Origin of the sequence: Spirosoma pollinicola (genome assembly GCF_002831565.1) — a bacterium.
GTDB classification, from domain to species: Bacteria; Bacteroidota; Bacteroidia; order Cytophagales; family Spirosomataceae; genus Spirosoma; species Spirosoma pollinicola.
On the sequence record NZ_CP025096.1, the window covers coordinates 867,553 to 890,428 of the forward strand.

17 protein-coding genes are annotated in these 22,876 nt (G+C 45.4%); 9 read left to right on the forward strand and 8 right to left on the reverse strand.

Translation table 11 applies throughout. The features are described from left to right. Positions 1–285 precede the first annotated feature (285 nt). The gene (locus tag CWM47_RS03790; RefSeq protein WP_100986443.1) at positions 286–717 is read right to left on the reverse strand and encodes a DUF1810 domain-containing protein; all 432 of its coding nucleotides are present in this window, start codon (positions 715–717) and stop codon (positions 286–288) included. A gap of 45 nt (positions 718–762) precedes the next feature. Further along, the gene (locus CWM47_RS03795) at positions 763–2,091 is read right to left on the reverse strand and encodes a rhamnogalacturonidase (protein ID WP_100986444.1); all 1,329 of its coding nucleotides are present in this window, start codon (positions 2,089–2,091) and stop codon (positions 763–765) included. A 201-nt stretch (positions 2,092–2,292) separates the two neighbouring features. Between CWM47_RS03795 and CWM47_RS03800 the strand changes: the two genes are divergently transcribed. The 5 genes from CWM47_RS03800 to CWM47_RS03820 all read left to right on the forward strand — a co-directional run bounded on the left by CWM47_RS03800 (position 2,293) and on the right by CWM47_RS03820 (position 11,914). Further along, complete coding sequence (locus CWM47_RS03800; protein WP_100986445.1) at positions 2,293–2,679, forward strand: DUF983 domain-containing protein; 387 nt, start codon at positions 2,293–2,295, stop codon at positions 2,677–2,679. Between the two features lie 538 nt (positions 2,680–3,217). Next, positions 3,218–3,958 carry a response regulator gene (locus tag CWM47_RS03805; protein ID WP_100986446.1) on the forward strand — a complete coding sequence of 247 codons (741 nt, stop codon included), beginning with the start codon at positions 3,218–3,220 and terminating at the stop codon, positions 3,956–3,958. Between the two features lie 36 nt (positions 3,959–3,994). Further along, positions 3,995–7,396 carry a PAS domain S-box protein gene (locus CWM47_RS03810; RefSeq protein ID WP_100986447.1) on the forward strand — a complete coding sequence of 1,134 codons (3,402 nt, stop codon included), beginning with the start codon at positions 3,995–3,997 and terminating at the stop codon, positions 7,394–7,396. A gap of 56 nt (positions 7,397–7,452) precedes the next feature. Beyond that, positions 7,453–8,553, forward strand: a complete 1,101-nt coding sequence (locus tag CWM47_RS03815) for a hybrid sensor histidine kinase/response regulator (RefSeq protein ID WP_100986448.1) — start codon at positions 7,453–7,455, stop codon at positions 8,551–8,553. Between the two features lie 577 nt (positions 8,554–9,130). Next, a complete protein-coding gene (locus CWM47_RS03820) occupies positions 9,131–11,914 on the forward strand; it encodes a PAS domain S-box protein (RefSeq protein ID WP_170069402.1) in 2,784 nt (927 codons plus the stop codon). A gap of 479 nt (positions 11,915–12,393) precedes the next feature. Here the strand turns inward: CWM47_RS03820 and CWM47_RS03825 are convergent, their stop codons facing one another. Both CWM47_RS03825 and CWM47_RS03830 read right to left on the reverse strand, forming a co-directional pair. Further along, positions 12,394–14,526, reverse strand: a complete 2,133-nt coding sequence (locus CWM47_RS03825) for a M3 family metallopeptidase (protein WP_394341979.1) — start codon at positions 14,524–14,526, stop codon at positions 12,394–12,396. Between the two features lie 152 nt (positions 14,527–14,678). After that, the gene (locus tag CWM47_RS03830; RefSeq protein ID WP_100986450.1) at positions 14,679–15,185 is read right to left on the reverse strand and encodes a hypothetical protein; all 507 of its coding nucleotides are present in this window, start codon (positions 15,183–15,185) and stop codon (positions 14,679–14,681) included. Positions 15,186–15,382: 197 nt separating this feature from the next. Between CWM47_RS03830 and CWM47_RS03835 the strand changes: the two genes are divergently transcribed. Continuing rightward, positions 15,383–16,303, forward strand: a complete 921-nt coding sequence (locus tag CWM47_RS03835) for a bestrophin family protein (protein WP_100986451.1) — start codon at positions 15,383–15,385, stop codon at positions 16,301–16,303. Between the two features lie 121 nt (positions 16,304–16,424). Here the strand turns inward: CWM47_RS03835 and CWM47_RS03840 are convergent, their stop codons facing one another. Next, on the reverse strand, positions 16,425–17,696 hold the full coding sequence (locus CWM47_RS03840) for a dicarboxylate/amino acid:cation symporter (protein ID WP_100986452.1): 1,272 nt from the start codon (positions 17,694–17,696) through the stop codon (positions 16,425–16,427). Positions 17,697–17,832: 136 nt separating this feature from the next. Next, positions 17,833–18,360 (reverse strand): acyl-CoA thioesterase, encoded by a 528-nt coding sequence (locus tag CWM47_RS03845; protein ID WP_100986453.1) that lies wholly within the window; start codon positions 18,358–18,360, stop codon positions 17,833–17,835. A 229-nt stretch (positions 18,361–18,589) separates the two neighbouring features. Here CWM47_RS03845 and CWM47_RS03850 point away from each other — a divergent pair, with 229 nt between their 5' ends. From CWM47_RS03850 to CWM47_RS03860, 3 genes are read left to right on the forward strand one after another with little or no spacing between them, the layout of a single operon-like run. Then, positions 18,590–19,039 (forward strand): DUF2147 domain-containing protein, encoded by a 450-nt coding sequence (locus tag CWM47_RS03850; RefSeq protein WP_100986454.1) that lies wholly within the window; start codon positions 18,590–18,592, stop codon positions 19,037–19,039. Between the two features lie 42 nt (positions 19,040–19,081). Then, positions 19,082–20,218, forward strand: coding sequence for a flavin-containing monooxygenase (locus CWM47_RS03855; RefSeq protein ID WP_100986455.1), 1,137 nt, complete (start codon positions 19,082–19,084; stop codon positions 20,216–20,218). Between the two features lie 57 nt (positions 20,219–20,275). Beyond that, on the forward strand, positions 20,276–20,461 hold the full coding sequence (locus CWM47_RS03860; RefSeq protein ID WP_100986456.1) for a CsbD family protein: 186 nt from the start codon (positions 20,276–20,278) through the stop codon (positions 20,459–20,461). 79 nt (positions 20,462–20,540) lie between these two features. Here the strand turns inward: CWM47_RS03860 and CWM47_RS03865 are convergent, their stop codons facing one another. Together CWM47_RS03865 and CWM47_RS03870 are read right to left on the reverse strand one after the other, a co-directional pair. Further along, positions 20,541–21,884 carry a Gfo/Idh/MocA family protein gene (locus CWM47_RS03865; RefSeq protein WP_100986457.1) on the reverse strand — a complete coding sequence of 448 codons (1,344 nt, stop codon included), beginning with the start codon at positions 21,882–21,884 and terminating at the stop codon, positions 20,541–20,543. Positions 21,885–21,987: 103 nt separating this feature from the next. Continuing rightward, complete coding sequence (locus CWM47_RS03870; protein WP_100986458.1) at positions 21,988–22,851, reverse strand: sugar phosphate isomerase/epimerase family protein; 864 nt, start codon at positions 22,849–22,851, stop codon at positions 21,988–21,990. Positions 22,852–22,876 lie beyond the last annotated feature (25 nt).

The following is a 22,876-nucleotide window of genomic DNA, read 5'->3' on the forward strand; positions in this document are numbered from 1 at the left end:
TGACTCCAAACTGGAGTCAGCTTTTTTTTGACAAAACGAGTGTACCCGGCAGGTGCCGGTAAGCACCAATAATCAGCTTGGAACGTTGCCTGGTGCCTTTCAGTTGGGCCATCCGGGCAATAAATTGGCACCTATTATTTGTTTCTTGATATCGAATTCTGTTGGTCAGCTTGTCTTTAATTTGACGTTTGTTCTGCACTAAGTCGATGCGATTTTCTGACAATTCGCTAGACGTATTGACCTCCGGTTACTGAGGGTTCCAGTATCCGATTTCAACCCTTCGCCCTAAGGGACATCGTTTATAATAGACAACGTGCGCTGATCAAGTGCTCCCTCATAGTATTTGTTTAAAACAGCCTGAAAAACAGGATCTGCATTGTCCAGAGAGCTAAACAACGTCATGCTCGACTTTAATTTCATATCATCTGGACTACCAAGTAGTTGATTGGCCGATTTACCGGCTACGCCAAGTAAGGCATTTGAAATTTCAAGCAGCCGACTTCCCAGGATTGGATGATCCAGGTAGGCTTTGGCTTCCCGTTTATCGTTCAGGGAATAAAATTTCGCCGTTTCACTGATACCAAGACCTTTAATTTGTGGAAATATATACCACATCCAGTGGCTCTGTTTTCGTCCGTTCTTTATTTCCCTTAAGGCTGTGGAATAATCGTTTATCTGGGCGTCTAAAAATCGCTTCAGGTTTGGTTCTGATTGCATAAGAGATCCGTTTTATGACGGTAAACTGAGAAGAGTCAATCTTGTTTAGTCCATGATCCTGTGGTTGACGTTCACATTTTTGAGCGTAAATCCATTAACAACTTTTTTATTGATAGCCGCGTTTTTACTCTCAACTTCGAAATTTTCAAACGTAAAATTTGAAAGCTTGTCGTACTCTGAAATAGCCACGTCGAAGAAGGTATCACAGCGAAGCTCGATATTTTTGAGGCTCACATGGTCGCAGTAGGAAAGAGGAACATCCGGTCGTCCCTGTAAATCAAAAAACTGTGTCCAGGGCTTTACATACAGAAGGCTGTGCGCCTGGCCTTTTATGTTTTCAACCAGAATGTATTCGTAAAGCTGTGGTGTATCGGGCCTCATCTTAAGCCATAACACCCGGCTAGCCTCCTTCACAAAACAATTTCGCATAACGATGTTTCGGTTATGAATCGCTTCACTCCCACAGGTAAGCGCCGAATGGCAAAACCCGAATTCACAGTCTTCGATGATGATATTGGTATTCGCGCCGTTGCTCGGCACACGGTCGGCCCAGGGGCCTTTGCCGCCTTTCAGCGCAATTGCGTCATCATTAACCGACATATAGCACCCTTTAATCAGTACGTTTGTGCAGGCGTCTATATCTATGGCATCCGTACTTGGTGCTTTCACCGGCTGGTAGGGCGAATAAATATGGGCATCCAGAATTTTCACATTCTGGCATTGATAATAATGACTTGTCCAGAAACCCGAATTATGCAGGTTTACATCCTGAACCTGTACATTGTTGCATTTCCAGATAAACACAAGGCGTGGGCGGGATACCTCCAGATTCGTGCAGTTTGGATCTTGTTTTCGTCTGGCCCAGAACGCTTCCCAGAAGCGCAACCCATTCCCATCTATCGTCCCTTTTCCTGATATCGAAAACCCATTTACCTGGTAGGCATTAACCAAGGCCGCGAAGTAATCCAGGCTTTGCCCTTCCATTCGGGACGGTAATTTTGGGTAGTCGGCAATGTTGTCAGAGCCTTTAAGAACGGCCTTTTCTGCCAGGTGCAAATGGGTTTTGTTCTTGAAAAATAAAGCGCCACTCATAAATGTACCCTTCGGGATCACGATGACACCCCCACCCTTCCGGGCTGCGAGATCAATCACCTTCTGAATAGCGTCGGTCTGAACAAGTGTGCTGTCTGATTTTGCGCCAAAGTCAGTAATGACATACGTCTTTCCAAGTTGCGCCAGGCTCATTTTCAGGGTAGTTGTAAACCAGCTGCTGATCGGACTGCCATCCGGAAACGATGGCTTCATCACTTTTTGCGCAAAAAGTTGTTCGCTCAGGAACAACATACACATCAGGGCCACTGCTATTGATTTCATATTTAATTACGTTCTGCCCAAAATATTTATTGATAATTCAGCAATATGCTCATCTTTTTGACATCGTCTTTCATACCCATTCCCTTACAATAAGCCCTTGATGAACAAAAACCCATAAAGTTAGTAGTCATAGCAGTAGAACGTTTGGTTCAGTTGAGGGCATATCACAGACGAAGTACAAGTTAATCGAGGAGCAAGAACATGGGTAAAGGAAGTAAACTCTATAGTATTTTTTTCAATAAATGTCCCCGTTGTCAAACTGGCAATTTCTTCGCCGTCAACAACCCCTATATCCTTAAGCGATTTGACAAAATGAATGATCAGTGTCCCTGCTGCGGGGAGCGATTCAGCCGCGAACCTGGCTATTACACGGGCGCTCTTTATGTGAGTTACGCCTACTACGTGGCCCTGATTGTGACCTGCTTTGTTTTATTTGAGGTAATTATGGATATGAATCTGACAATTTTTCTACTCATTTTAGTGGCGCTTATCATTCTACTGACCCCACCCGTTTTCCGCCTGGCTCGTTTGACCTGGATCAATTTTTTCGTTTCGTTTGATCCTACTAAACCAACTCATTGCCCCTAACGGACGTGCCTTATATTTTCTGAATGAGGAAACTAAACGTATATAAACGAACCGATCGCCTATTCAGGTAAGCTAATAAGTATATTTACACCCTTTTGCAAGCAAGTAAATATACTTATCAGCTAAAATTATCAATGTTATAAGACCATATATATAATTTTCTATAAACTTAAGATATTGATTAGTACTCATTTATACAATTAATAGAGTTTATTATAAAATAAATCAGTGTTATTTAGCTATAATTCTTATTTTTGTTGATAAACAATTAACTATAAGTTAATCAATATTGCTTAAAAGTTAATTACTCAACATTGATCTTAACTTGGTACAAATCCATATAATCGAGGCATCTCTGCTTGCTTATATGGATTTCTTAAGTCAGTGATACGACTGATTTTTCTCTTCTCTTACTCAACGTACTTAACGGATCAATTCAGAACGCTGGTGTAGACCTGCTTTTTGCACAGTTCGTTTGTGTACACCGGTTTCCACCAGGCCTATATATAAATTCGCTCACAGGCGTACTAACCACTTTATGCCGGTTAAAATACTTTATATTGAAGATGATTTACTTGTACGTGAAAACGTAGCTGAATTGCTGATGCTCAGAGGCTTTGACGTCTCCTTAGCCTCTGATGGAATGGAGGGAATTAGGCTAATCGATCAGGTAGTACCTGATTTAATTTTATGTGACATCTCCATGCCGGATATAGATGGTCATCAGGTGTTGACATCCACTCGTAGCATTCCCGCTTTGTCACATATACCGTTCATCTTTTTAACAGCAAAAGCGGATATGATTGACCTACGCAAGGCTATGGAGTTAGGTGCCGACGATTACTTGGCCAAACCTTTTTCAATCAGCGGCTTGTTGGCCGCCATTGCCACCCGATTGAAAAGAGTCGAACAGCAAGGCCGAATAGCCTTGTCAACTAATTTTTTAACTACAGTTAAGGGCCGCAATGAGCGTGGCTATATGCTGTTGAAGATCAACGAGTGCCGTTGCTTCAATACCCAAAAGAGGGGCTATTTTGTCTGGCATTCACGGGGCCTTTTTCATCTCAGTATTACCCTCGATAAGTTAATGCAAGGACTTGATCCTCAGCAATTTTTCAGAGCTAACCGGCATTTTATTTTACACCGCAGCAGCATTCTGGAATATAACTATTGGGAGAAAGGCAAGTATTGCATACAAATAAATAGTACTGGTAACACTCAGGAAGTGATTTTACCCAAGGCCCGGTTTAAAGCTTTTAAGAATTGGCTACAAGGCTAGCCTACTCTCTATTACCGCTACTATACTATATAGATTATGAATCAGGATAGAAATCTATTTAAACTAGGAATTGATAACTATTTACAGGGTATTGCTATAGTTAAACCGGTTAGTTGTACGGGGAGTGAAATAACCGGATTTTGCTGTCAGTATGTCAATCCGGCGTTTGCCCGGATTCTTGCTAAATCAACTAACCAGTTAATTGGTCAACCGATTGGCAAGCTATTTTCGAATGAAACAGATACTGAACTCATCAATGAATTACAATACGTTTACCAGACCGGAGAACCCCGACAGTGGCTCCACTATGATCAGGGGAGGTGTCTTGGAATGGCATTACTTCGGGTAGACGAACAGGTTATGATTAGCCTGCAGGATGTTAGTGAACAAAAACGGGTGGAACATGACTTGAAGCGACGGTTGGAAATGGAGGCCATCAGTTCGCGTATTTTACACAAGCTACTCAACCTTGACGACTACCAGCTGGACAACACAATTGTTGATGCTTTAGAGCAGGTTGGTCTACATATTGGTGCCGGACGGGCATCCGTTTTTTTGTATTCAGATGATTACCAGCGAGGCAGTTGTAACTATGAATGGTGCGCGCCCACGATGCCATCCCAAAAGAGTGCTATCCAGCAAGTACCCGTAACGCAATTTGGCTGGACTTACAGGCAAGTGGAACAAGGGAAGCTTATTCATGTAACCGTCGACCAGCTACCGCCCGAAGCCGGGCAGGAAAAAGCAATTCTGACTAAAGCACTGATTTATTCAATGACCCTTGTACCCCTGGTGCATCAGGGAAAAGTGCAGGGGTTTATTGGCTTCTACACGGTGAAGGAAACCCATACCTGGGATAACCATGACGTTTCGCTGCTGGAAACATTAGCCACTCTGCTCACAAGCCTGCTGCAACGACTTAAGAAAGAAACCGCCTTCGTCCGGGCAAACCAGCGGCTGGAAGGATTAAATGAAATCGATAAAGCATTACTAAGTTATCGACTAAATAATCAGTCTCCCCTATCCATTGCCATGAAGTACCTACAATTCATGGTTCCCTTTGATCGATTAACCATACTCCGGCTAGATGCTGACGCAACTATAACAACGGTCCACTACACCGTGACCGATGGGACGATGACTGTCTGTTCTGATGAAACCACCGTTCTTTCGATCCCCGGCTTTCAGGATCAATTTCCGCAGCCAGACGACCTGTTCGACTATCCCGACTTGCAAATTCATGCTGGCGGCCTGTCCGATACCTTGGATCTATATACGCAGGGATTTCGCTCGGCGCTTCTTATTCCTTTGTTCTATAAACAAGAATGCATTGGTGCGTTCCTTATGGCATCTATAAGTCCTTATTTTTTTACCGAGGAGTACAGCCAGATTGCCCGTGAGTTAACAGGTTCGTTGAGTATGGTCTTATATCAGCAGCAGTTAACCGAACAGATCAATCACCAAACGAATCAATTGACACAGCAAATTGATGACCGAAAGCGAGAGATTTCTCAATTGTCTAATTTACATAAAGCGATTCTGAAACATGCCGGCCAGGCTATTATCTCGACAAACCATGAAGGGATCATTCAGACAGCCAATCAGGCCTGTGCCGAATTACTGGGGTTTGAGATTGAAGAACTCATTGGCCGGACCACTCGGTTTGAACGGGATTCGCCAGAAAGTCCACTTAAGTTCGTTACCTACAAGCCTGATGACCCAACCTGCCCACCCTTGAACAACAACCTGGACGAACTAACGGCTCAGGGCTATTTTATATGTGAATGTGACGTTGTAGGTCTATTTGGCCAACGGATACCCGCTTTATTAACTACAAGCAGCTTACATGATGAAGACGGAATCTTACTGGGGTATGTAGGTATCGCTACAGATATCTCTGCATTGAAAACAGTGGAGGCCCGGTTACACAGTACTAATCAACGTCTTGAACTGGCTACTCAGGCCGCGTGCCAGGGCATTTGGGAAGTTGATATGGAAACCAACCTGCTAAGCTGGGACGATCGGGTTTGGGAAATTTATGGGATGGAGCCAAGCCAAACACCGGTTGAATTTCCGGATTTTTTAGCCTTAATCCATCCCGATGATCTTCCGGATTTTATGGATCGTTTTCAACACGACTTAGATAGCGGGTCGATTGCGAACGTGACCCGCATCATTCGTCCAGACGGGGCCGTTCGCTATGTCCAGGCAATCGGGCACGTAATCTATGACCGGCAGGGGAAGCCCATCCGTCAAATTGGTATTATCTGGGATATCACGGCGCAAAAAGAGGCCGAAAGAGCCATTCAGGAAAGCGAACAGCGCTTTAGAGAAATTGCCGAAAATGTTGATGAGCTTTTCTGGGTGCATCAGGCCGACCCATTTAAACTACTCTATGTGAACCCCGCTTTTGAAAGACTGTGGCATATGAACCCCCACTCGCCTGAGAAAAAACTTAGTTCATTATTAAAAATAATCGAACCGGAAGACCATACGGCCGTTCTGGCGTTGATTGACCAATACAAAGCGGGGCAGGAAGGTCAACTGTATTTTCGGTTAATAATAACGAATCAACCCATTCGCTGGCTATTTGTTCGCACGTTTATCATACGCGATGCGTCCGGTAAAGTCATTCGTCATATTGGTATTGCAAACGATGTAACCATCCATAAGGAAAAGGAATTGATTTTAGAAAAAGCACTTTTGCGGGAACAGGATCTGAATCAATTAAAATCGCAATTTGTTTCGACGGCTTCTCATGAATTCCGTACGCCACTAGCCACCATTCAGTCGAGTGCCGATTTAATAAAGTTGTATCTGGACATGCCGTTTGAGAACTCCAGCATTCAGGTGAAAAAGCATCTGGCAGTTATCGATAGGCAAATTGAACAGTTCAATATCCTGCTAACCGACATTCTGACCATTGGCACGATTGAATCAGGCAACGTAAAATTCAAACCGACCTGGGTCGATATCAAATCTGTATGCCAGGAAATCATAACTACTCACTTCAGCCAGTCAAACCAAGATAGCGTTCAGCTGGTACAGGAAGGAACGCCCCACCCCGTGTTTCTTGACGAAAAGTTGATTCGTAATGTACTGGTTAACCTGCTCTCGAATGCGGTTAAATTTTCGAACACACGCCCCTGTTTGCGCATCTGCTTTGAGCATGACCGCCTGCTTCTGGAGGTTAAGGATGAGGGAATTGGCATACCGGCTAAAGATATCTCAAATCTTTTTCAGGCTTTTTACAGGGCCAGTAATACAAACGCTATTCCGGGTACCGGCCTGGGGTTGGTAATTACCAGACAATTTATTGATCTGCACAAAGGGCATCTGGACATCCAAAGTGTAGAAAAAAAAGGGACCACCTGTACCGTTACGTTGCCAATCAAACAGGCGTATGAAGTGGAGGTAACTTCAGTCGTTCACGCCTGACCTTAACCAAAACATGTCAATCAGATACGGCACCAAAACTAATTATAGTAAAACCAATGGCTATTCAACTACTTGTTATTGAAGATGATCCCCAGATTAATGAAAACCTGGAGGAACTACTAACCCTTAAGGGATTTCAGGTTGAAACGGCAATGGATGGTATGCAGGGCATTGGTAAGGCTCTGCTACACCCGCCGGATCTGATCTTGTGTGACATTATGATGCCGGTCATTGATGGGTATCAGGTATTGAAGATGGTCCGCAATAACCGACTGACAGCCAACACCCCGTTTATATTCCTGACCGCGAAAACGGAATCAGCCGATATCCGACAAGGTATGGCACTGGGAGCTGACGATTACCTGACCAAGCCCTTTACATATGAGCACCTAAAATCGGCGATAGACAGCCGTTTACAGCGCGAAGAACTCCGCAGAATCGCTCTGAAAGCACAAATCGAGACCTTTCGGCATAACCTGATGGCTGTGTCGAGTCATGAATACAACACGCCACTGACCAGTATCATTGGTTTTTCCAGCATATTGATGACCAGGCATCAGCAGTTGAGTGACGCAGACACTGAGATGATGGCCAGAATGATCAATTTAAGCGGCATACGGCTCAAACGATCACTGGACAATGTTCAACTGATGGACGTTTTGCAGCGGCTTAACCCCACTCACAGTGCCTATAGCACGTATACCACTGGTAGGACGTCCATATCATCGTTACTCATTGCCGACTATGTGCTGGCTGTTGAGCAACGACAGAGCCGCCAGATTTCATGTCAGTTTGACGTGGAAACAGCTCAAATCGGCCTTTCGGAAGCCAATCTCAAAACCTGTCTGGACGAATTAATTGATAACGCATTCAAGTTCTCGCAGGTCGACCAAAGCATCTTGCTGCGGGGAGAAATCGTTGATGCCGGCTACCGTATTACCATTACCAGTCAGGGTCAGCACTTCAAACAGGAAGACATCCCTCACATTTCGCCCTACAAGCAATTTGATAGAGATTACTACGAACAACAGGGCTTTGGGCTGGGCTTGTCTATCGTCAAAAAAATTATTGAGCTAAACCAGGGACAGCTAACGGTGAGCAGTGCTTCACAGGGAGTGACAACGGTAAAGATCGACTTACCGACGTTGATTAATTAAACTATCTATCCTTTCGACAGAAACTGATTATGAACCTAGGCATTTATTTATCAGCCGTTTATCTCTCCTATTTTGCTTACTCAACGAAGGCCTGTTTTAGTTCTAGTACACAGTTTATAACTTCATGAAAGTCAATAGCTTATCTAACAAATATGATTTATTATCCGGTGATCTTGTCGATCTTCCAATTGGGGTAATTGAGTGTGAACTGTCCTCTGATATTATATCCAGCCAACATTTAGTCGTTACTTATTGTAACCCCTATGCATCGGCTTTATTAGCGATTAATTATAGTCCACCGAGTCCATTTTTTTTCGATACGAATCCGTATTTAAAATCACTGGCTCAATCTGTTTACGCTGTTTTGAAAACGAGTACTCCGCACATAACTGAGTCGTATGTACCGGAAAGAGGCCGCTGGATAGAGAGCTCGATTTATAGACATACTGAAACATGCCTTATTTATCTAAAAGAGGTAACGTTTAGGAATCCAGATAAAATCAGGCAGTTTGGCGGGTTACCAGCGGAGAAGGCAAGTAATTTATTAAATAACCCCAATGGGCAATCATCGTTCATTGTGCCAGTTGCAACTTACCAGGATGAAGTTCATCAGCAGTTACTGGTAAAGGCCAACGCACTGGACAGAAGCAACCAGTTGTTACAGGCGGTCATCAATACCAGTCCTACAGGATTAGCGTTGTTGAAACCTATCTATGTCGATCACAAGATCATCGACTTTGTCTATTTGGTAAACAATCCAAAAAGTGCTGTAATTACCGGTTTAAGCCAGGATGCCATGATTGGGCAATCGCTGTTAACCCTGTTTCCACACCTGCTGACGAGTGGCGTATTCGACAAAATGGTCACGGTTATTCAAACTGGCGAAAGTCAGCAGTTTCAACTACTGGATAAACTGCCAACGGGGGCATTTTGGGGTGACTTTTCACTAGTACGAGTGGAAAATGATCTTTTGTTTTCGGTCAACGATATTACCCATACCAAACAGATAGAAGAAGAACTTCGGCAAACCAACGCCAATCTGGAGCGTAACGTAGCCGAACGGACAACCACAATTCAAGAGCTTTCAGCCATAAATCGGGCTATTTTACAATATGCCGGCCTGGCCATTGCCGCTACCGATGTACATGGCATAATCCAATTGGTAAATCCTGCTTTAGAAGAATTTACGGGTTATAGCGCCGATGAGTTGGTTGGCAAGGTTAAACCGGGAGCCCTTCGCGAACCGAATGCCCATAATTATCAGATTGATCAGTTAAAACCCGACCTGAACAAGCCTGAAGTGGCTGGAGAGGCTATTATAACGGCCTATATTGAACAACATGACTTTATACGTCGGGAAAATACACTACTAACCAAAGACGGACAATTAATTCCGGTGCTGTCAACCATTAGCGGTTTCTATGATGACCAAAAAAACTTATTGGGCTTTGTCGATATCATAACAGACATTTCGAATCTGAAGGCTGTTGAGCAGGCGCTCATCAAAGCCAACGAACGGGCTCAATTAGCGATACGTGCCGGGAAGCTGGGTATTTGGGAGTGGAACCTGGAGACCAATGAGTTTACGCTGGATGACTTTTTCTACAAACTTCTGCATATACCCAGCTCGATTAGAATTCAGCATCTGGATGAGATAAAGCAATTGGTACATCCGGGCGACATGCTCTTTTTTAATCAGTATGAACAGGCTGTTCGAACAAGTAAAAGCCCGTTTAACCTCGAACTTCGGGTGATTAACCCAATCAGCCGGATAACCCATTATATACGGGTAGACGGGATAATGGCCCAGCCTATTGACGGAGCAAACAGTAGAATGGTGGGTATGATTCGGGATCGCACCCATAAGCGCATGTCGGAACAGGCTTTACAGGCGAGCGAAAACAAATATCGGTCACTGGTCGGCCATATGAAAGAGGCCGTTTTCCAAACCGATTCCAATGGTCTATGGACCTATTTGAATCCTGCCTGGGAGGAGATAACCGGGTTTAGCGTTGACGAATCGATAGGACAGCTTTTTCTGAACCATGTTTTAACCGACGACCAGGCACGCAATCAGGCATTATTTGAGCCAATGATTGCTCGTCAGAAAAAATTCTGTCGGCATGTAGTCCGCTACAGGCACAAAGACGGAGACTTTCGCTGGATCGACGTATTTGCGCAGCTAACGCTGGATGATCAGAATCAAATCACCGGAACTGCCGGCACACTGACCGATATTACCGAACGCAAAAAGGCAGAAGATACATTACAGGAAAGTGAACAGCGGTTCCGGGAAATTGCCGAGAACGTTGATGAGCTTTTCTGGATACGTGATAGCAATAACCCTCAGTATCTTTACATTAACAGGGCTTTCGAGCAGTTAAGTGGTATTCCGCTGGAGGAGATATATGCCAATCCACAAATTTTCTTATCCACTATTCTTGAAGAAGATCGACCCTTACTCATACGTGCCTTTACGAAACCAGAGCCAGGACTGCGGTTTCAATTCAGAGCCCGGCATCAGGACGGGAGTCTTCGCTGGCTAAGTGCCCGGTTGGTAGGGATTCAGGAAGGTAACAAAGCGCAAACCCGCCTGATTGGTATTGCCACTGACATTACCCCACTCATAGAGAAAGAACAAATTCTAAAAGATTCTCTCGAGAAGGAGCAACAGTTGAATGACCTCAAATCACAATTTATTGCCACGGCCTCGCATGAATTCAGAACTCCTCTCACGGCCATCAGCACCAGTATTGACCTACTGAAATACTACGCTAATCTGGAGGCAGGTAACCCCATAACACCGGCAATTAATAAACATGCGAACAACATCTCTCTGAAGGTCATGGCGCTTAATGAGTTAATTGTCGATACATTAACGATCAGTAAACTGAATGAAGGAAAACAGGAGGTAAACCTGGAGTTAACTGATTTAACTGACTTAGTGGAGACATTGATAGCACTTGATTTTTGTGATAGGCCGGATAAACGGCAGGTCGCTGTTCAGACGAAAGGACAGGCTACTGATGCGATCGTTGATAAAAAACTAATGGTACACGTTCTGACGAATCTGCTTACAAATGCCTTCAAATTTTCAACGGGAAATCCAGTTTTAACCATTCGCTACGAACCAGAAACGTGTAGTATTGACGTAATGGATAATGGCAGAGGTATTCCTAAAAAAGACATCCCTAATTTGTTTAGCAAATTTTTCAGAGCCAGCAATGCGAAAGATATTAAGGGAACTGGCCTTGGCTTGTCCATCTGTCTGGAATACATCACCCTACAAAATGGTGTTATTGAGATTGACAGCACAGAGGATGTTGGTACCACGTTCACCGTTACGCTACCGATTGGCTAGATACGAACGTTTGTGTTGAGTCTTTCCAGTTCGCAAAAGAGCTCAAAAACAGCATGCCAACTAGCTGACAGCCCGCTTTATCCTCGTCCAATTTTTATAGAAAAGACCAGTATTTACTTATTAGTAAATATACTTGCTTCAACAAATCATTTTAATTACAATTTAATTGATCAGGGTTAAAACGAATTTGATTCGACCATACTTTTATGTCGTACAAATACTCAGTTTTAATACACAGTATCAATCGGCGTAGGCGTGTTTATCCTACCGATAAGTTATCAATAATATGAGTCAGTTTGAGATCATCTGCTCGTTTGTCTGGCAATTTGTAAAGAGCTTGTGGCCCTTACTGCTGATTTTTGCCATACTGGCTTGCTTAAAGTGGCTGGTTTTTAGCTAGATAAGATTATTAGTAAAACAAAGCGGAGATAGCCACTAACTGGCTATCTCCGCTTTGTTTTACCAGGCTTAAAACTTGTTTACAAAATCAAACCACTGCGTCGTAACATTGCTTTAGGCGAGGGTTCGCGCCCCCGGAATTTCTTATAAAGCTCCATTGGCTTCTCACTACCGCCTTTTTCCAGCACATTTTTGCGGAAACTGTCGGCAGCTGCTTTATTATCCAGACCTCCTTTTTCTTTAAAGAACTCAAAGGCGTCGGCATCTAAAACTTCACTCCATTTGTAGCTGTAATACCCCGCCGAATAACCACCCGCAAAAATGTGGGAGAAAGCTGGACTAACGGCGATTCCGTCAACATGGGGAAATAAATTAGCAACAGAATCCACCCGGCTTTCAACCTGCGAAATAGTTTCGCCGGAGGGTTTCTGTCCGTGGTAAAACATATCGATCAACCCCAACCGAAGTTGACGAAGGTTGGCCATACCGGCCATAAAATTCTGGCTGGCACGAATTTTCTCGATCAACTCATTTGGGATGACCTCACCCGTTTGGTAATGCCTTGCGAAGAGCTTTAGGGCTTCGGGATCGTAGCACCAGTTTTCCATCACCTGCGAGGGCAGTTCAACGAAATCGCGGGGAACGCTGGTGCCGCTTAAGCTTTCATATTTTCCGTTAGCCAGCATACCATGCAGCCCATGGCCAAACTCATGAAAGAGTGTCGTGACCTCATAGAAGGTCAGCAATGAGGGCTTGGTATCGGTGGGGCGGGTGAAATTGCAGACATTGATAATATGCGGCCGAATGTTTTCACCATTCTCAACTTTTTGCCCCTGAATATCATTCATCCAGGCACCACTGCGTTTTCCGGTACGAGGGAAATAATCGCCGTAAAAAACAGCTAAAAACTTACCGTCCTTATCAAAAACGTCGAAGGTTTTTACTTCCGAATTATACACCGGAATATCGGTGCGCTCCTTAAAGGTGATGCCATAGAGCTTGTTGGCTACCGTAAATGCACCGTCCAGCACATTTTCGAGCTTAAAATAAGGCTTTAACGTTTCGTCGTCCAGATCGTACTTTTCTTTCTTGAGTTTTTCGGCATAATAGCTGTTGTCCCAGGTTTGGATTTTATCATCTGCAAAGCCGTGTGCTTTGGCGTAGGTCGTTAGCTCCAGAAGCTGGCGTTCGGCGGCTGGGCGGGCATAGGTTACCAGTTCATCCAGAAAACTCTGCACTTTATTTCGGGAACCAGCCATACTTTCTTCAAGCACAAAATCGGCATGGGTTTTATACCCCAGCAAGTTAGCTCGCTCGTAGCGAAGGTTTACGATCTTGTTGATATTGCCCGAGTTATCGTTTTTATCGCCGTGAAAGCCACGTCCGTTATAGGCCATGAACAGTTTTTTCCGCAACTCCCGATTATCGGCATACTGCATGAACGGGCCGTAGCTTGGTGCCTGCAAAGTAAACACCCAGCCTTCTTTACCCTTTTGCTTGGCCGTCTCTTTAGCTGCGTCGCGGGCAAAATCGGGTAAACCGGCAAGGTCTTTCTCGTCCGTTACCACCATCGCATATTCGTTGGTTTCGTTCAGGACATTCTCGCCAAACTGGAGCGATAATTGAGATAGCTCCTTGTCAATTGCCCGCAGACGTTCTTTCCCTTTTTCGTCCAGATTGGCTCCATTCCGGGCAAACCGTTTGTATGCCTTTTCAAGTAGCATACTACTCTCAGCATCCAGTTTCAGGCTGGCCCGTTGCTCATAAACCGCTTTTATACGGGCAAACAGTTTTGCATTTAGTGTAATGTCATTGCCATACTCACTCAGCATTGGCGACACTTCCTTCACAATTTTCTGAAGTTCGGGCGTTGTTTCGGCGTTGTTTAAATTGAACAGTACCGATGTCACCTTATTGAGCAAATCGCCGGAGCGTTCGAGGGCAACAATGGTGTTGTCAAACGTTGGGGTAGCAGTACTGGCGACAATGGCATCAACGTCTTTGCGTCCCTGAGCCAGTCCATCTTTGAGGGCAGGCAGGTAATCGGCATTTTTTATTTTGTCGAATGGGGCCGTTTGGTGCGGTGTCGTATAAGACGACATGAATGGATTTTGGGTCATTTTAGGTTGTGTGGGCGAGGGCTGAGCCAACGTCGCAGTAGCGGCAGCAACCAGCAACACGCCCGTTTGCTTGATTCGTTGATGGACTAACATTCTGATTTGCGTAATGAGTTTCCGGGAAAAATACGAAACAACGACAGATTTTACAATCCTATGTTGCTCAGGCGGTTGTTGCACAGGGTAAGTGGAAATACAAAAATAGCCGCCCAATCTGGACGGCTATTTACTCCTCTCTCTTCTTTTAATTAATAGCCGTACGGCCTGTTGCCTGAGCCACGACCGTTACCGTATCCTCCGTTTCCATAGCCACGCCCCCGGTCTGCCATGCGTTCATAAGGTCGCATGCGTTCGATAACCCGGTCGCGTTGCTCAGGTCCAAGTACCGCCATCATATCAATAAATTGCCGTTGACGTGCCTGCCGGAAGAAATCGCGCTGGCGAGGATCACGGGCATCGATGTTTTGGGTTTGTTGGCTGAACCGATCCCGAATTCGGCGAATTTCGCGTTCCTGCCGGCGGGTTAAATTCAGTTCACGATCCCACCAGTCCAGATGACGGTCAAATTTGTAATCGTCATAATCATAATTGTAATTTGGCTGGCCATAGCCTGGCTGGTTGTAGCCGGGTTGTTGATTATAACCCGGTTGCTGCGGGTAGTTGGTATTGGGTGAAGGATAGCCATACCGTTGTCCCATGGCACCAGTGGTAAGTAAAGCAACGAGGGTGGCGGCAGTGAGCAATACTTTTTTCATGGTTATGAACTGTTTCAGGTTGTATTTGGCCTTTTGAACAAATCGCCCACGAATGGTTTAATTAATTCTTTAAATAAATCTAAAATTGATCATCATTAAGCGATAATAGGGGTAAAGTCGAATTTGTAATTAGCTGATTTGTACCTTAGTTATCCATCACATTACTGATAAACGTTCACTCAATTATTTTTTATACCGTGGTTATTTACAACGCTAAAGACTGGCTTGGGGCTCTCCGGCATTTTCATACCAGTTATGTTATACAGGTACTTTTGAAACGGGTAGTCTACGTGTGCGGCTATGGCTCCCTCATTACACTGATAGACCAGCATTGGGTCAATGTTGAGGTCCCGATTGACGGAACGTTCTTTTCATTACTGGGCATTCTGCTGAGTTTGCTACTTGTATTCAGGACGAATACCGCTTATGATCGCTATTGGGAAGGGCGTCGGCAATGGGGGATACTGGTTAACAACAGCCGAAACTTTGCCGTCCTGATGGACTCGCTCCTCCCCGAAAAAGACATTGAAAACCGGCTTTTCTTCGCCCGCACGCTATCCAATTTTGCGATGGTACTAAAAGGGCATTTACGAACAGGTATCGACTTTGCCGATCTGGAAGAAACAGGCGAAGGAGATCTGGCCCTATTGGTTCCCTACAAACATGTTCCGAGCCGGGTGGCGGCCTTACTATTGCGTCGTGTACAGTCTTTAAAACGCCAACGTGTGCTTAGCGAAGAGGACATGATCACCATTAGAAGTTACCATCAGGCTTTTCTTGATATAACGGGCTCCTGCGAACGGATTAAAAATACGCCGATTCCCTTTTCTTACAGCTTTTTCATCAAGCTTTTTATCACGTTGTACCTATTGCTAATGCCCCTTGTGCTGGTGGAAACTTACGCTTATTTTACCATTCTGGCCATCACGTTTGCAGCCTACGCGTTGCTGGGCGTAGAAATGATTGGGGATGAAATTGAGGAGCCATTCGGTTTGGATTGCAATGATTTGCCCCTCAACCAGATTTCGCAGACGATCCGCCGGAACATGCACGAAACACTAACGGGAGAAGTTTTGGCTGTACCCGCTGCTAATGTCGAGTATCAGAAGGTTAATTAGTTATAGTAAGTAAGGGATTTTTTAACCACAGAGGCACAGAGAAAACAGAGCTTTAACGGGTTAATAATAAGTCGATTAAAGCTCTGTTTTCTCTGTGCCTCTGTGGTTAAAAAATCCCTTACTAATATGTATAATCCGCCAACGGGTCTTTATCCTCAAGTTTAACGATACGCTCGTATTTGGCCCGGTCAAATTCACCCTCGTTGTTGGCAATGAAGATTGTCGCAACTGTATTACCAATAATATTTGTGATGGAGCGGGCTTCGGACATAAACCGGTCGACGCCCAGCAACAAAGCCAGCCCTTCGACCGGTATTACTTTTATGGCCGTCAGCGTACTGGCCAGCACGATAAACCCGCTGCCGGTAACGCCAGCTGCCCCTTTTGAGGTGACCATCAGGATTCCGATTATGGTTAACTCCTGACCGATGGTGAGGTCGACCCCAAATACCTGCGCTAAAAAGATCGTTGCCATCACCAGATAAATCGTCGTACCATCGAGGTTAAACGAATACCCTGCCGGAACCACCAACCCTACCACCGACCGCGAACAGCCTAGTGTTTCTAGTTTTTCCATGATCTGCGGCAAGGCCGATTCCGACGAGGATGTGCCAAGCACAATCAGTAACTCCTCTTTGATGAACTTTAGAACTGTCCAGAGGCTAATTTTATAGTAGCGAAGGATCAGGTTGAGGATCACAAAAATGAACAGGATCATTGTTGCATACACGGTTCCCATCAGTTTGGCAAGTGGCAACAACGTACTTAGGCCATATTTCCCAATGGTGAACGCCATTCCACCATACGCCCCGATGGGTGCTAGAATCATAACAACTCCCAGAATATTAAAAAACACTTTTGACAACCGTTCGAAGGTTAAAATCAGCGGCCGGCCGGTTTCGCCCATACGGGTCAGGCCCACACCAAAAAGAACAGAAAAGACGAGTACCTGCAAAATTTCGCCCTCGGCAAAGGCTTTAACGGCGTTGCTGGGTACGATATGAATAAAGAATTCCGTCCAGTCCATACCGGCCCCCTGTTCGGTGTATTTACTGATATCCCCCCCTTTTACGGCCGCTGTTTGCACACCATCGCCGGGCCGAATCACGTTTGCCAGCACCAGGCCAATGGCTAACGCACCGGTTGTTACAATCTCGAAATAAAGCAGCGCCTTCCCCCCTACGCGACCAACCTTTTTAAGATCACCCATATTACTGATTCCGAGCACGATGGTCAGAAAAATAATGGGCGCAATGACCATCTTGATCAGATTGATAAAGATGTCGCCGAGCGGCTTAAGTTTGGCGGCTGTTTCGGGAAAGAAATAGCCCGTCAGGATACCCAGCGTAATGGCAATCAGAACGCGAACGGTGAGGTTATTAAGAAGTTTCATTGATGGCAAGATACATTATAATGGATAATGAAGAATGTATAGTGAAGAGTGTTTCATGAAGAATGAAGAATAATATGTCACTGTCCATTATTTATTCTTCATTATACACTCTTCATTCTTCACTATACATTCTTCACTACACCAGATGCGTCTTCACCACCTGCTGCTTGATTTCGTGAATGCGGTCGTTGAAGTTGAGGCTCAGAAAATCTATGTTTGGAACAAGAATCGTGTCAAGTAGCTCTTTTACCGGCGCATCGTGTGGGATGCGTTTACCCGTAGCGACACTAATGTACTTAGACGTTACCCAAAGCACATTTTTAAGGTGCGTTTTCCCATCGTCGGTCATGATATATTCTGTAACGGTCGTGTCTTCATTTACATAAATCAATCTTGACAGAATGCGTACCCACTCACTTACACGAGCGGGTCGCACGTAAGCAATCTGGTGCTGGTAGACGACCCAGCTTGTTTTCAACTCCTTAAATAACTGACCCGGATTGAAGTCGTACAACTTGGCAACCTGGTCTTCACGAGCGTTGAAATAATAGTCGAAGTACTTGGCATTGTTGAGGTGCTGTAGTGGGTCGCAGTCCTGAAAGCGAATAATCACCCGCGATTCGGTTTCGGTTGGGTAACTGCGGTTTGGATCACGTTTAAACATAGATCAGGATTTTTCTGATTTAAATGATTTTCCAGATTAGTAAAACAGCCTTACACGGCTTTTAACCAATACTCTTCAATTTATTACACATCAACTCACCATACCGGCTTGTTTTCCGGAGAAAATCATGAGAATCATTTCAATCCCATGAATCCTGGTTAAGACAATTTTGTGCAATCTTTACGTTAGTACAACAAAATTGCCTTTTTATTTCAATTCCTGTGCACTTATGAAAACGATACGTTATCTCCTACCCCTATTTTCGATCCTGATTTCCCTCACTGCCTTTGCTCCCGTCGATGACTCCGAAGCCGTTGTAGGCACCTGGCTGAATGGTACGAAGAAAGGTCATGTTCAAATCTATAAACAGGGCGGCACCTATTTTGGCAAGCTTATCTGGCTAGGACAGCCAACCGATCCGGCTACGGGCAAACCCAGAACTGACGTCAAAAACGCCGATCTATCGAAGCGGACTCGGCCATTAATGAACATGCTTCTCATGTACAACTTCAAGTATGATGGCGGTAATGTTTGGAGTGATGGCAAAATTTACAACCCCGAAGATGGCAAAGAGTACAACTGTAAAATGACCCTCAAAGACCCGAATACGCTCGATGTACGGGGCTATGTCGGCATTTCCCTTTTCGGCAAAACACAGACCTGGACGAGGATAAAGTAGGCCGTTTGACGTTTGTGGTTAACCAATTAATACCATCAACCTATGCAAACGATTATTATCGGTGCAGGACCGGCGGGACTGGCTATGGCGGGCCAATTAGCCCATCGAAAACAGCCGTTTACGGTGCTTGAAGCCAGCGAACACATTGGCCTTTCCTGGCGAAACCACTACGACCGGCTCCACCTGCATACGGTAAAAGAGTACTCGGCACTCCCCTATTTCCCTTTTCCAGCCGATTACCCTACCTACATATCGCGTTTGCAGTTTGTCGAATACCTCGAACGATACGCCGAACACGTTGGTATTAAGCCTGTATTCAATCAAAAAGTTGTTAGCATTCAGCAAAATCCGACCGATAAAACATGGCAGGTGCAAACAGAAACGGATCTGTTCATTGCCGAACGTGTTGTTGTCGCAACGGGCTATAACCGGGTTCCTAACCAGCCAGAGTTACCCGGTCAGCGCGATTTCAGGGGTATTGTCTGGCATAGCTACGAGTACCGAAATGGGTCGCCGTTCCGTAATGAAAACGTGCTGGTCGTAGGTATGGGCAACACCGGGGCCGAACTGGCACTCGACCTGCTGGAGAATAACGCCAGACCCTTTATTTCCATTAGGGGCCCGGTCAATATTGTCAGGCGGGATACATTTGGCCGACCGGCTCAACCCACGGCCATTTTTCTGAGCAAATTCCCTAACTGGTTTTACGACTTCATGGCGGGGTTATCGCAGCGGTTCAGTGTGGGCGATGTATCGGCTTATGGGCTCGGTAAACCAAAGCATTCTCCCTCCTACGATACCCGTAGGGGTAAAATTTCGGTCATTGACGTTGGCACGCTCGACCAGATCAAAGCAGGCAACATTACCGTATTGCCCGGTATTAACCGCATAAATAAGAAAACGGTAACGTTCACCGACGGCCGCGAATTACCCTTCGATGCGATCATTCTGGCAACGGGCTATCGGCCGGGTATGTCGGCGATTCTGGGCGATGCTCTATCAGCTAAAGTTTTGAACGAACGCGGGTATCCGAAGAAACTCTGGTTTAACGGAGACGACCTTCAGGGCATCTATTTTCTTGGCTTTTCCATACCTCTAACGGGCGTTCTCTATCACCTTAACCTTGATTCGGAACGGGTCGCCAATCATATTGCCAAAAACAATTTTGTCACGCCTTAGTTATATTAGTGTAATCAGGGTGATTACAAATCATTCAACGTTATAAACACTACGATCATGAACGAGACAACCATTAAAGGAGGCTGGAACGAATTGAAAGGTAAAATCAAACAAGCCTACGGCGACTTAACCGACGACGATCTAACCTACCAGGAAGGCCAGGAAGACGAAATGTGGGGCAAAGTCCAACAGAAGACCGGCAAAACGAAAGACGAAATCCATAAGGCAATTGCCGATTTATAATAGAGTTAGTGAATCAAATACGTAGAAAGGCCGGGACTGAAAAGTTCCGGCCTTTCTACGTATTTAGGGCTGATGTCAATTAAACACTTGGCTCCCAGCCTTTTTCATATTGCCGACTCCACAACTTCATAGCTTCGGCGTCTTTAATGTGTCCATTTTTCGGATCTACAGCAAATGATTTATTGGTGCGGTAGGAGATGTTTGCCAAATGACAGAGCAGCGTACTCTTGGCCCCATCGTCGATCGTTGAATTCTGTTTGGCTTTGCCCCGAACAGCCTCGAAGAAGTTCATCATGTGGAGCGTTGTCATATCGCCCCCGCCCCCTAAGGCCGTTCCCGACTCCGATCCTTTCGCCTTGCTGGCTTTGATTGTTTTACCGTCCCGGCTGAAGAGCGTATACCCATCCCGGTCTACATAAACGCTGCCGTTGGTGCCATAAATAACCGTACCCCGATCTGTACCGTACGTTTTATACCCATTCCGGCTGTTGCCATCCCACTTAATAATTTTATCACCCGGAAACCGGTAAGTGGCATCCATCGTATCGTACACAGCCCAGCCATCTTCGGGGAAATAGCGTTTGGCCGCTTCGACCATGACAAATTCCGGGTATTCGACCTGTAAGGCCCAGCGAGCCATGTCCAACTCGTGCGTAGCATTATTACCGGCTTCGGCGGTGCCGTATTGCCAGCCATACCAGTGCCAGTTATAATCCCAGGTGTCGTGCGTATAGGCAGTACGTGGTGCTGGTCCCTGAAACAAATCCCAATCCAGACCTTCGGGTACAGGTGCTTTTTTCGGAATGGGTACTTCGCCACGTGAATTGGCATAGAACGCAACGGCCTTAAATGCTTTCCCAATAACACCGTTATGAATCTGGTTGATAATGTCAATCGACTCCGGCGAAGACCGTTGCTGGTTGCCCATCTGAATGATCTTACCGTATTTTTTCTGAATTTCCATCAGAATTTCGCCTTCGCGTGGGTTGTGGCTGCACGGTTTTTCGACGTAAACGTGCTTACCTCCCTGCACGGCCAACCAGGTGCCGGGTGCGTGCCAGTGATCGGGCGTGGCGTTAATGAGCACATCGACATTCTTGTCGGCAATGACCTTGCGAATATCATTTTCCAGCTTAGGTGTGTATGTGATGTGTTTGGAAAACTTCTGAACGGCGGCTTCCCGCTGCTTCTTCATTACATCACATAAGTAAACCAGCTCGACGTTGCTTTCTTTTTTCGAAATCGGTTCGTAGTAGGCGGGTAACCGCCGTCCCAATCCGGCAATGGCAATATTCAGCCGTTCGTTGGCACCTATAATTTTGGCATAACTTTTAGCCGACATACCAGTAGCCAAACCACCCAATGTGACACCCGCTGTTCCTAAAGCGGCTTTTTTAATAAACTCTCTACGTGAATTTTCCATTGTTTATTGATTGACTGAATGATTAGTCTTCACCTGAAATTAGTATTATCCAATCCTTTTTCCGTTGTTCTATGCCACGGAACCAACGTACAATTCACCCCTTTTACACCTTCCGTTTGCCTGATCTGGAGGCATCACAAACACCTTTGAAATAACCGACAGATTCGGCAATACCAGCCAGTGGGTCTTTCATATCTTTTTCATATTCTAGACTACATGAGCCATCGTATTTCACCTTGCGCAACATGGCCACAAACGCCGGAATATCGATTACGCCCCGGCCCAACTCGCAGGTAGTGCCTTCTTTTGAAGCCGCCGTGACGTTTTTTAAGTGTATGTCGAAAATACGTTTGGCGTATTTTTCCAGATCCGCAATCGGGTCATCGCCATACCGCTTATCGTGCCCCATATCGAAACAAAGGCCAATGCGTGCATCCAGGTCCTTCACCGCCGTGTATACCGATGTGGCACTCGGAAACAGTTTAATGTCGGGGCCGTGGTTATGTATGGCATACCGCATGTTATACTCTTTCACTTTTGTATCGATGTACGGCAAATCTTCCAGATTGGGAATACCGACTATCAAATTCACGCCCACGCGCTTCGCGTAGTCGAACCCGTTGTCGATGTCCTGTTTCGTTTTCATGTAGATCGGCCCCACGGCATAACCCGTTACGCCCGACTGTTTCAGCTTTTCATGAAACGCCTTAATCTCATCGGCGGTACTGGCATATGGAAGATGAAAGTCCTTAATGCACAAATAATGTACGTCGGTCTTTTTCATCATCTCAAGTGCCTGATCCAGCTTAAAATTAACGAAGCTGAAGCCTGCCATTCCCAGCTTGAATAAATCGTCGGTGGCGGAACCGCGCGTTTCAGGGGCACCGGCCTGTGCTATCCCCGGGCTTATACTGGCCAGGGCCATACAGCCGCTGGTATTTTTCAAAAAGGATCGTCTTGAGGTCATGCTGATTAATAGGAAATCCGTACTC

Excerpts from the sequence above, each read along its gene's own strand:
- CWM47_RS03860 (WP_100986456.1), top strand. The coding sequence starts at position 20,276 with ATGAACGAGACAACCATTAAAGGAGGCTGGAACGAATTGAAAGGTAAA.
- CWM47_RS03815 (WP_100986448.1), top strand. The coding sequence starts at position 7,453 with ATGGCTATTCAACTACTTGTTATTGAAGATGATCCCCAGATTAATGAA.
- CWM47_RS03850 (WP_100986454.1), top strand. The coding sequence starts at position 18,590 with ATGAAAACGATACGTTATCTCCTACCCCTATTTTCGATCCTGATTTCC.
- CWM47_RS03795 (WP_100986444.1), bottom strand. The coding sequence starts at position 2,091 with ATGAAATCAATAGCAGTGGCCCTGATGTGTATGTTGTTCCTGAGCGAA.
- CWM47_RS03800 (WP_100986445.1), top strand. The coding sequence starts at position 2,293 with ATGGGTAAAGGAAGTAAACTCTATAGTATTTTTTTCAATAAATGTCCC.
- CWM47_RS03865 (WP_100986457.1), bottom strand. The coding sequence starts at position 21,884 with ATGGAAAATTCACGTAGAGAGTTTATTAAAAAAGCCGCTTTAGGAACA.
- CWM47_RS03805 (WP_100986446.1), top strand. The coding sequence starts at position 3,218 with ATGCCGGTTAAAATACTTTATATTGAAGATGATTTACTTGTACGTGAA.
- CWM47_RS03870 (WP_100986458.1), bottom strand. The coding sequence starts at position 22,851 with ATGACCTCAAGACGATCCTTTTTGAAAAATACCAGCGGCTGTATGGCC.
- CWM47_RS03840 (WP_100986452.1), bottom strand. The coding sequence starts at position 17,696 with ATGAAACTTCTTAATAACCTCACCGTTCGCGTTCTGATTGCCATTACG.
- CWM47_RS03830 (WP_100986450.1), bottom strand. The coding sequence starts at position 15,185 with ATGAAAAAAGTATTGCTCACTGCCGCCACCCTCGTTGCTTTACTTACC.
- CWM47_RS03790 (WP_100986443.1), bottom strand. The coding sequence starts at position 717 with ATGCAATCAGAACCAAACCTGAAGCGATTTTTAGACGCCCAGATAAAC.
- CWM47_RS03810 (WP_100986447.1), top strand. The coding sequence starts at position 3,995 with ATGAATCAGGATAGAAATCTATTTAAACTAGGAATTGATAACTATTTA.
- CWM47_RS03825 (WP_394341979.1), bottom strand. The coding sequence starts at position 14,526 with ATGTTAGTCCATCAACGAATCAAGCAAACGGGCGTGTTGCTGGTTGCT.
- CWM47_RS03855 (WP_100986455.1), top strand. The coding sequence starts at position 19,082 with ATGCAAACGATTATTATCGGTGCAGGACCGGCGGGACTGGCTATGGCG.
- CWM47_RS03845 (WP_100986453.1), bottom strand. The coding sequence starts at position 18,360 with ATGTTTAAACGTGATCCAAACCGCAGTTACCCAACCGAAACCGAATCG.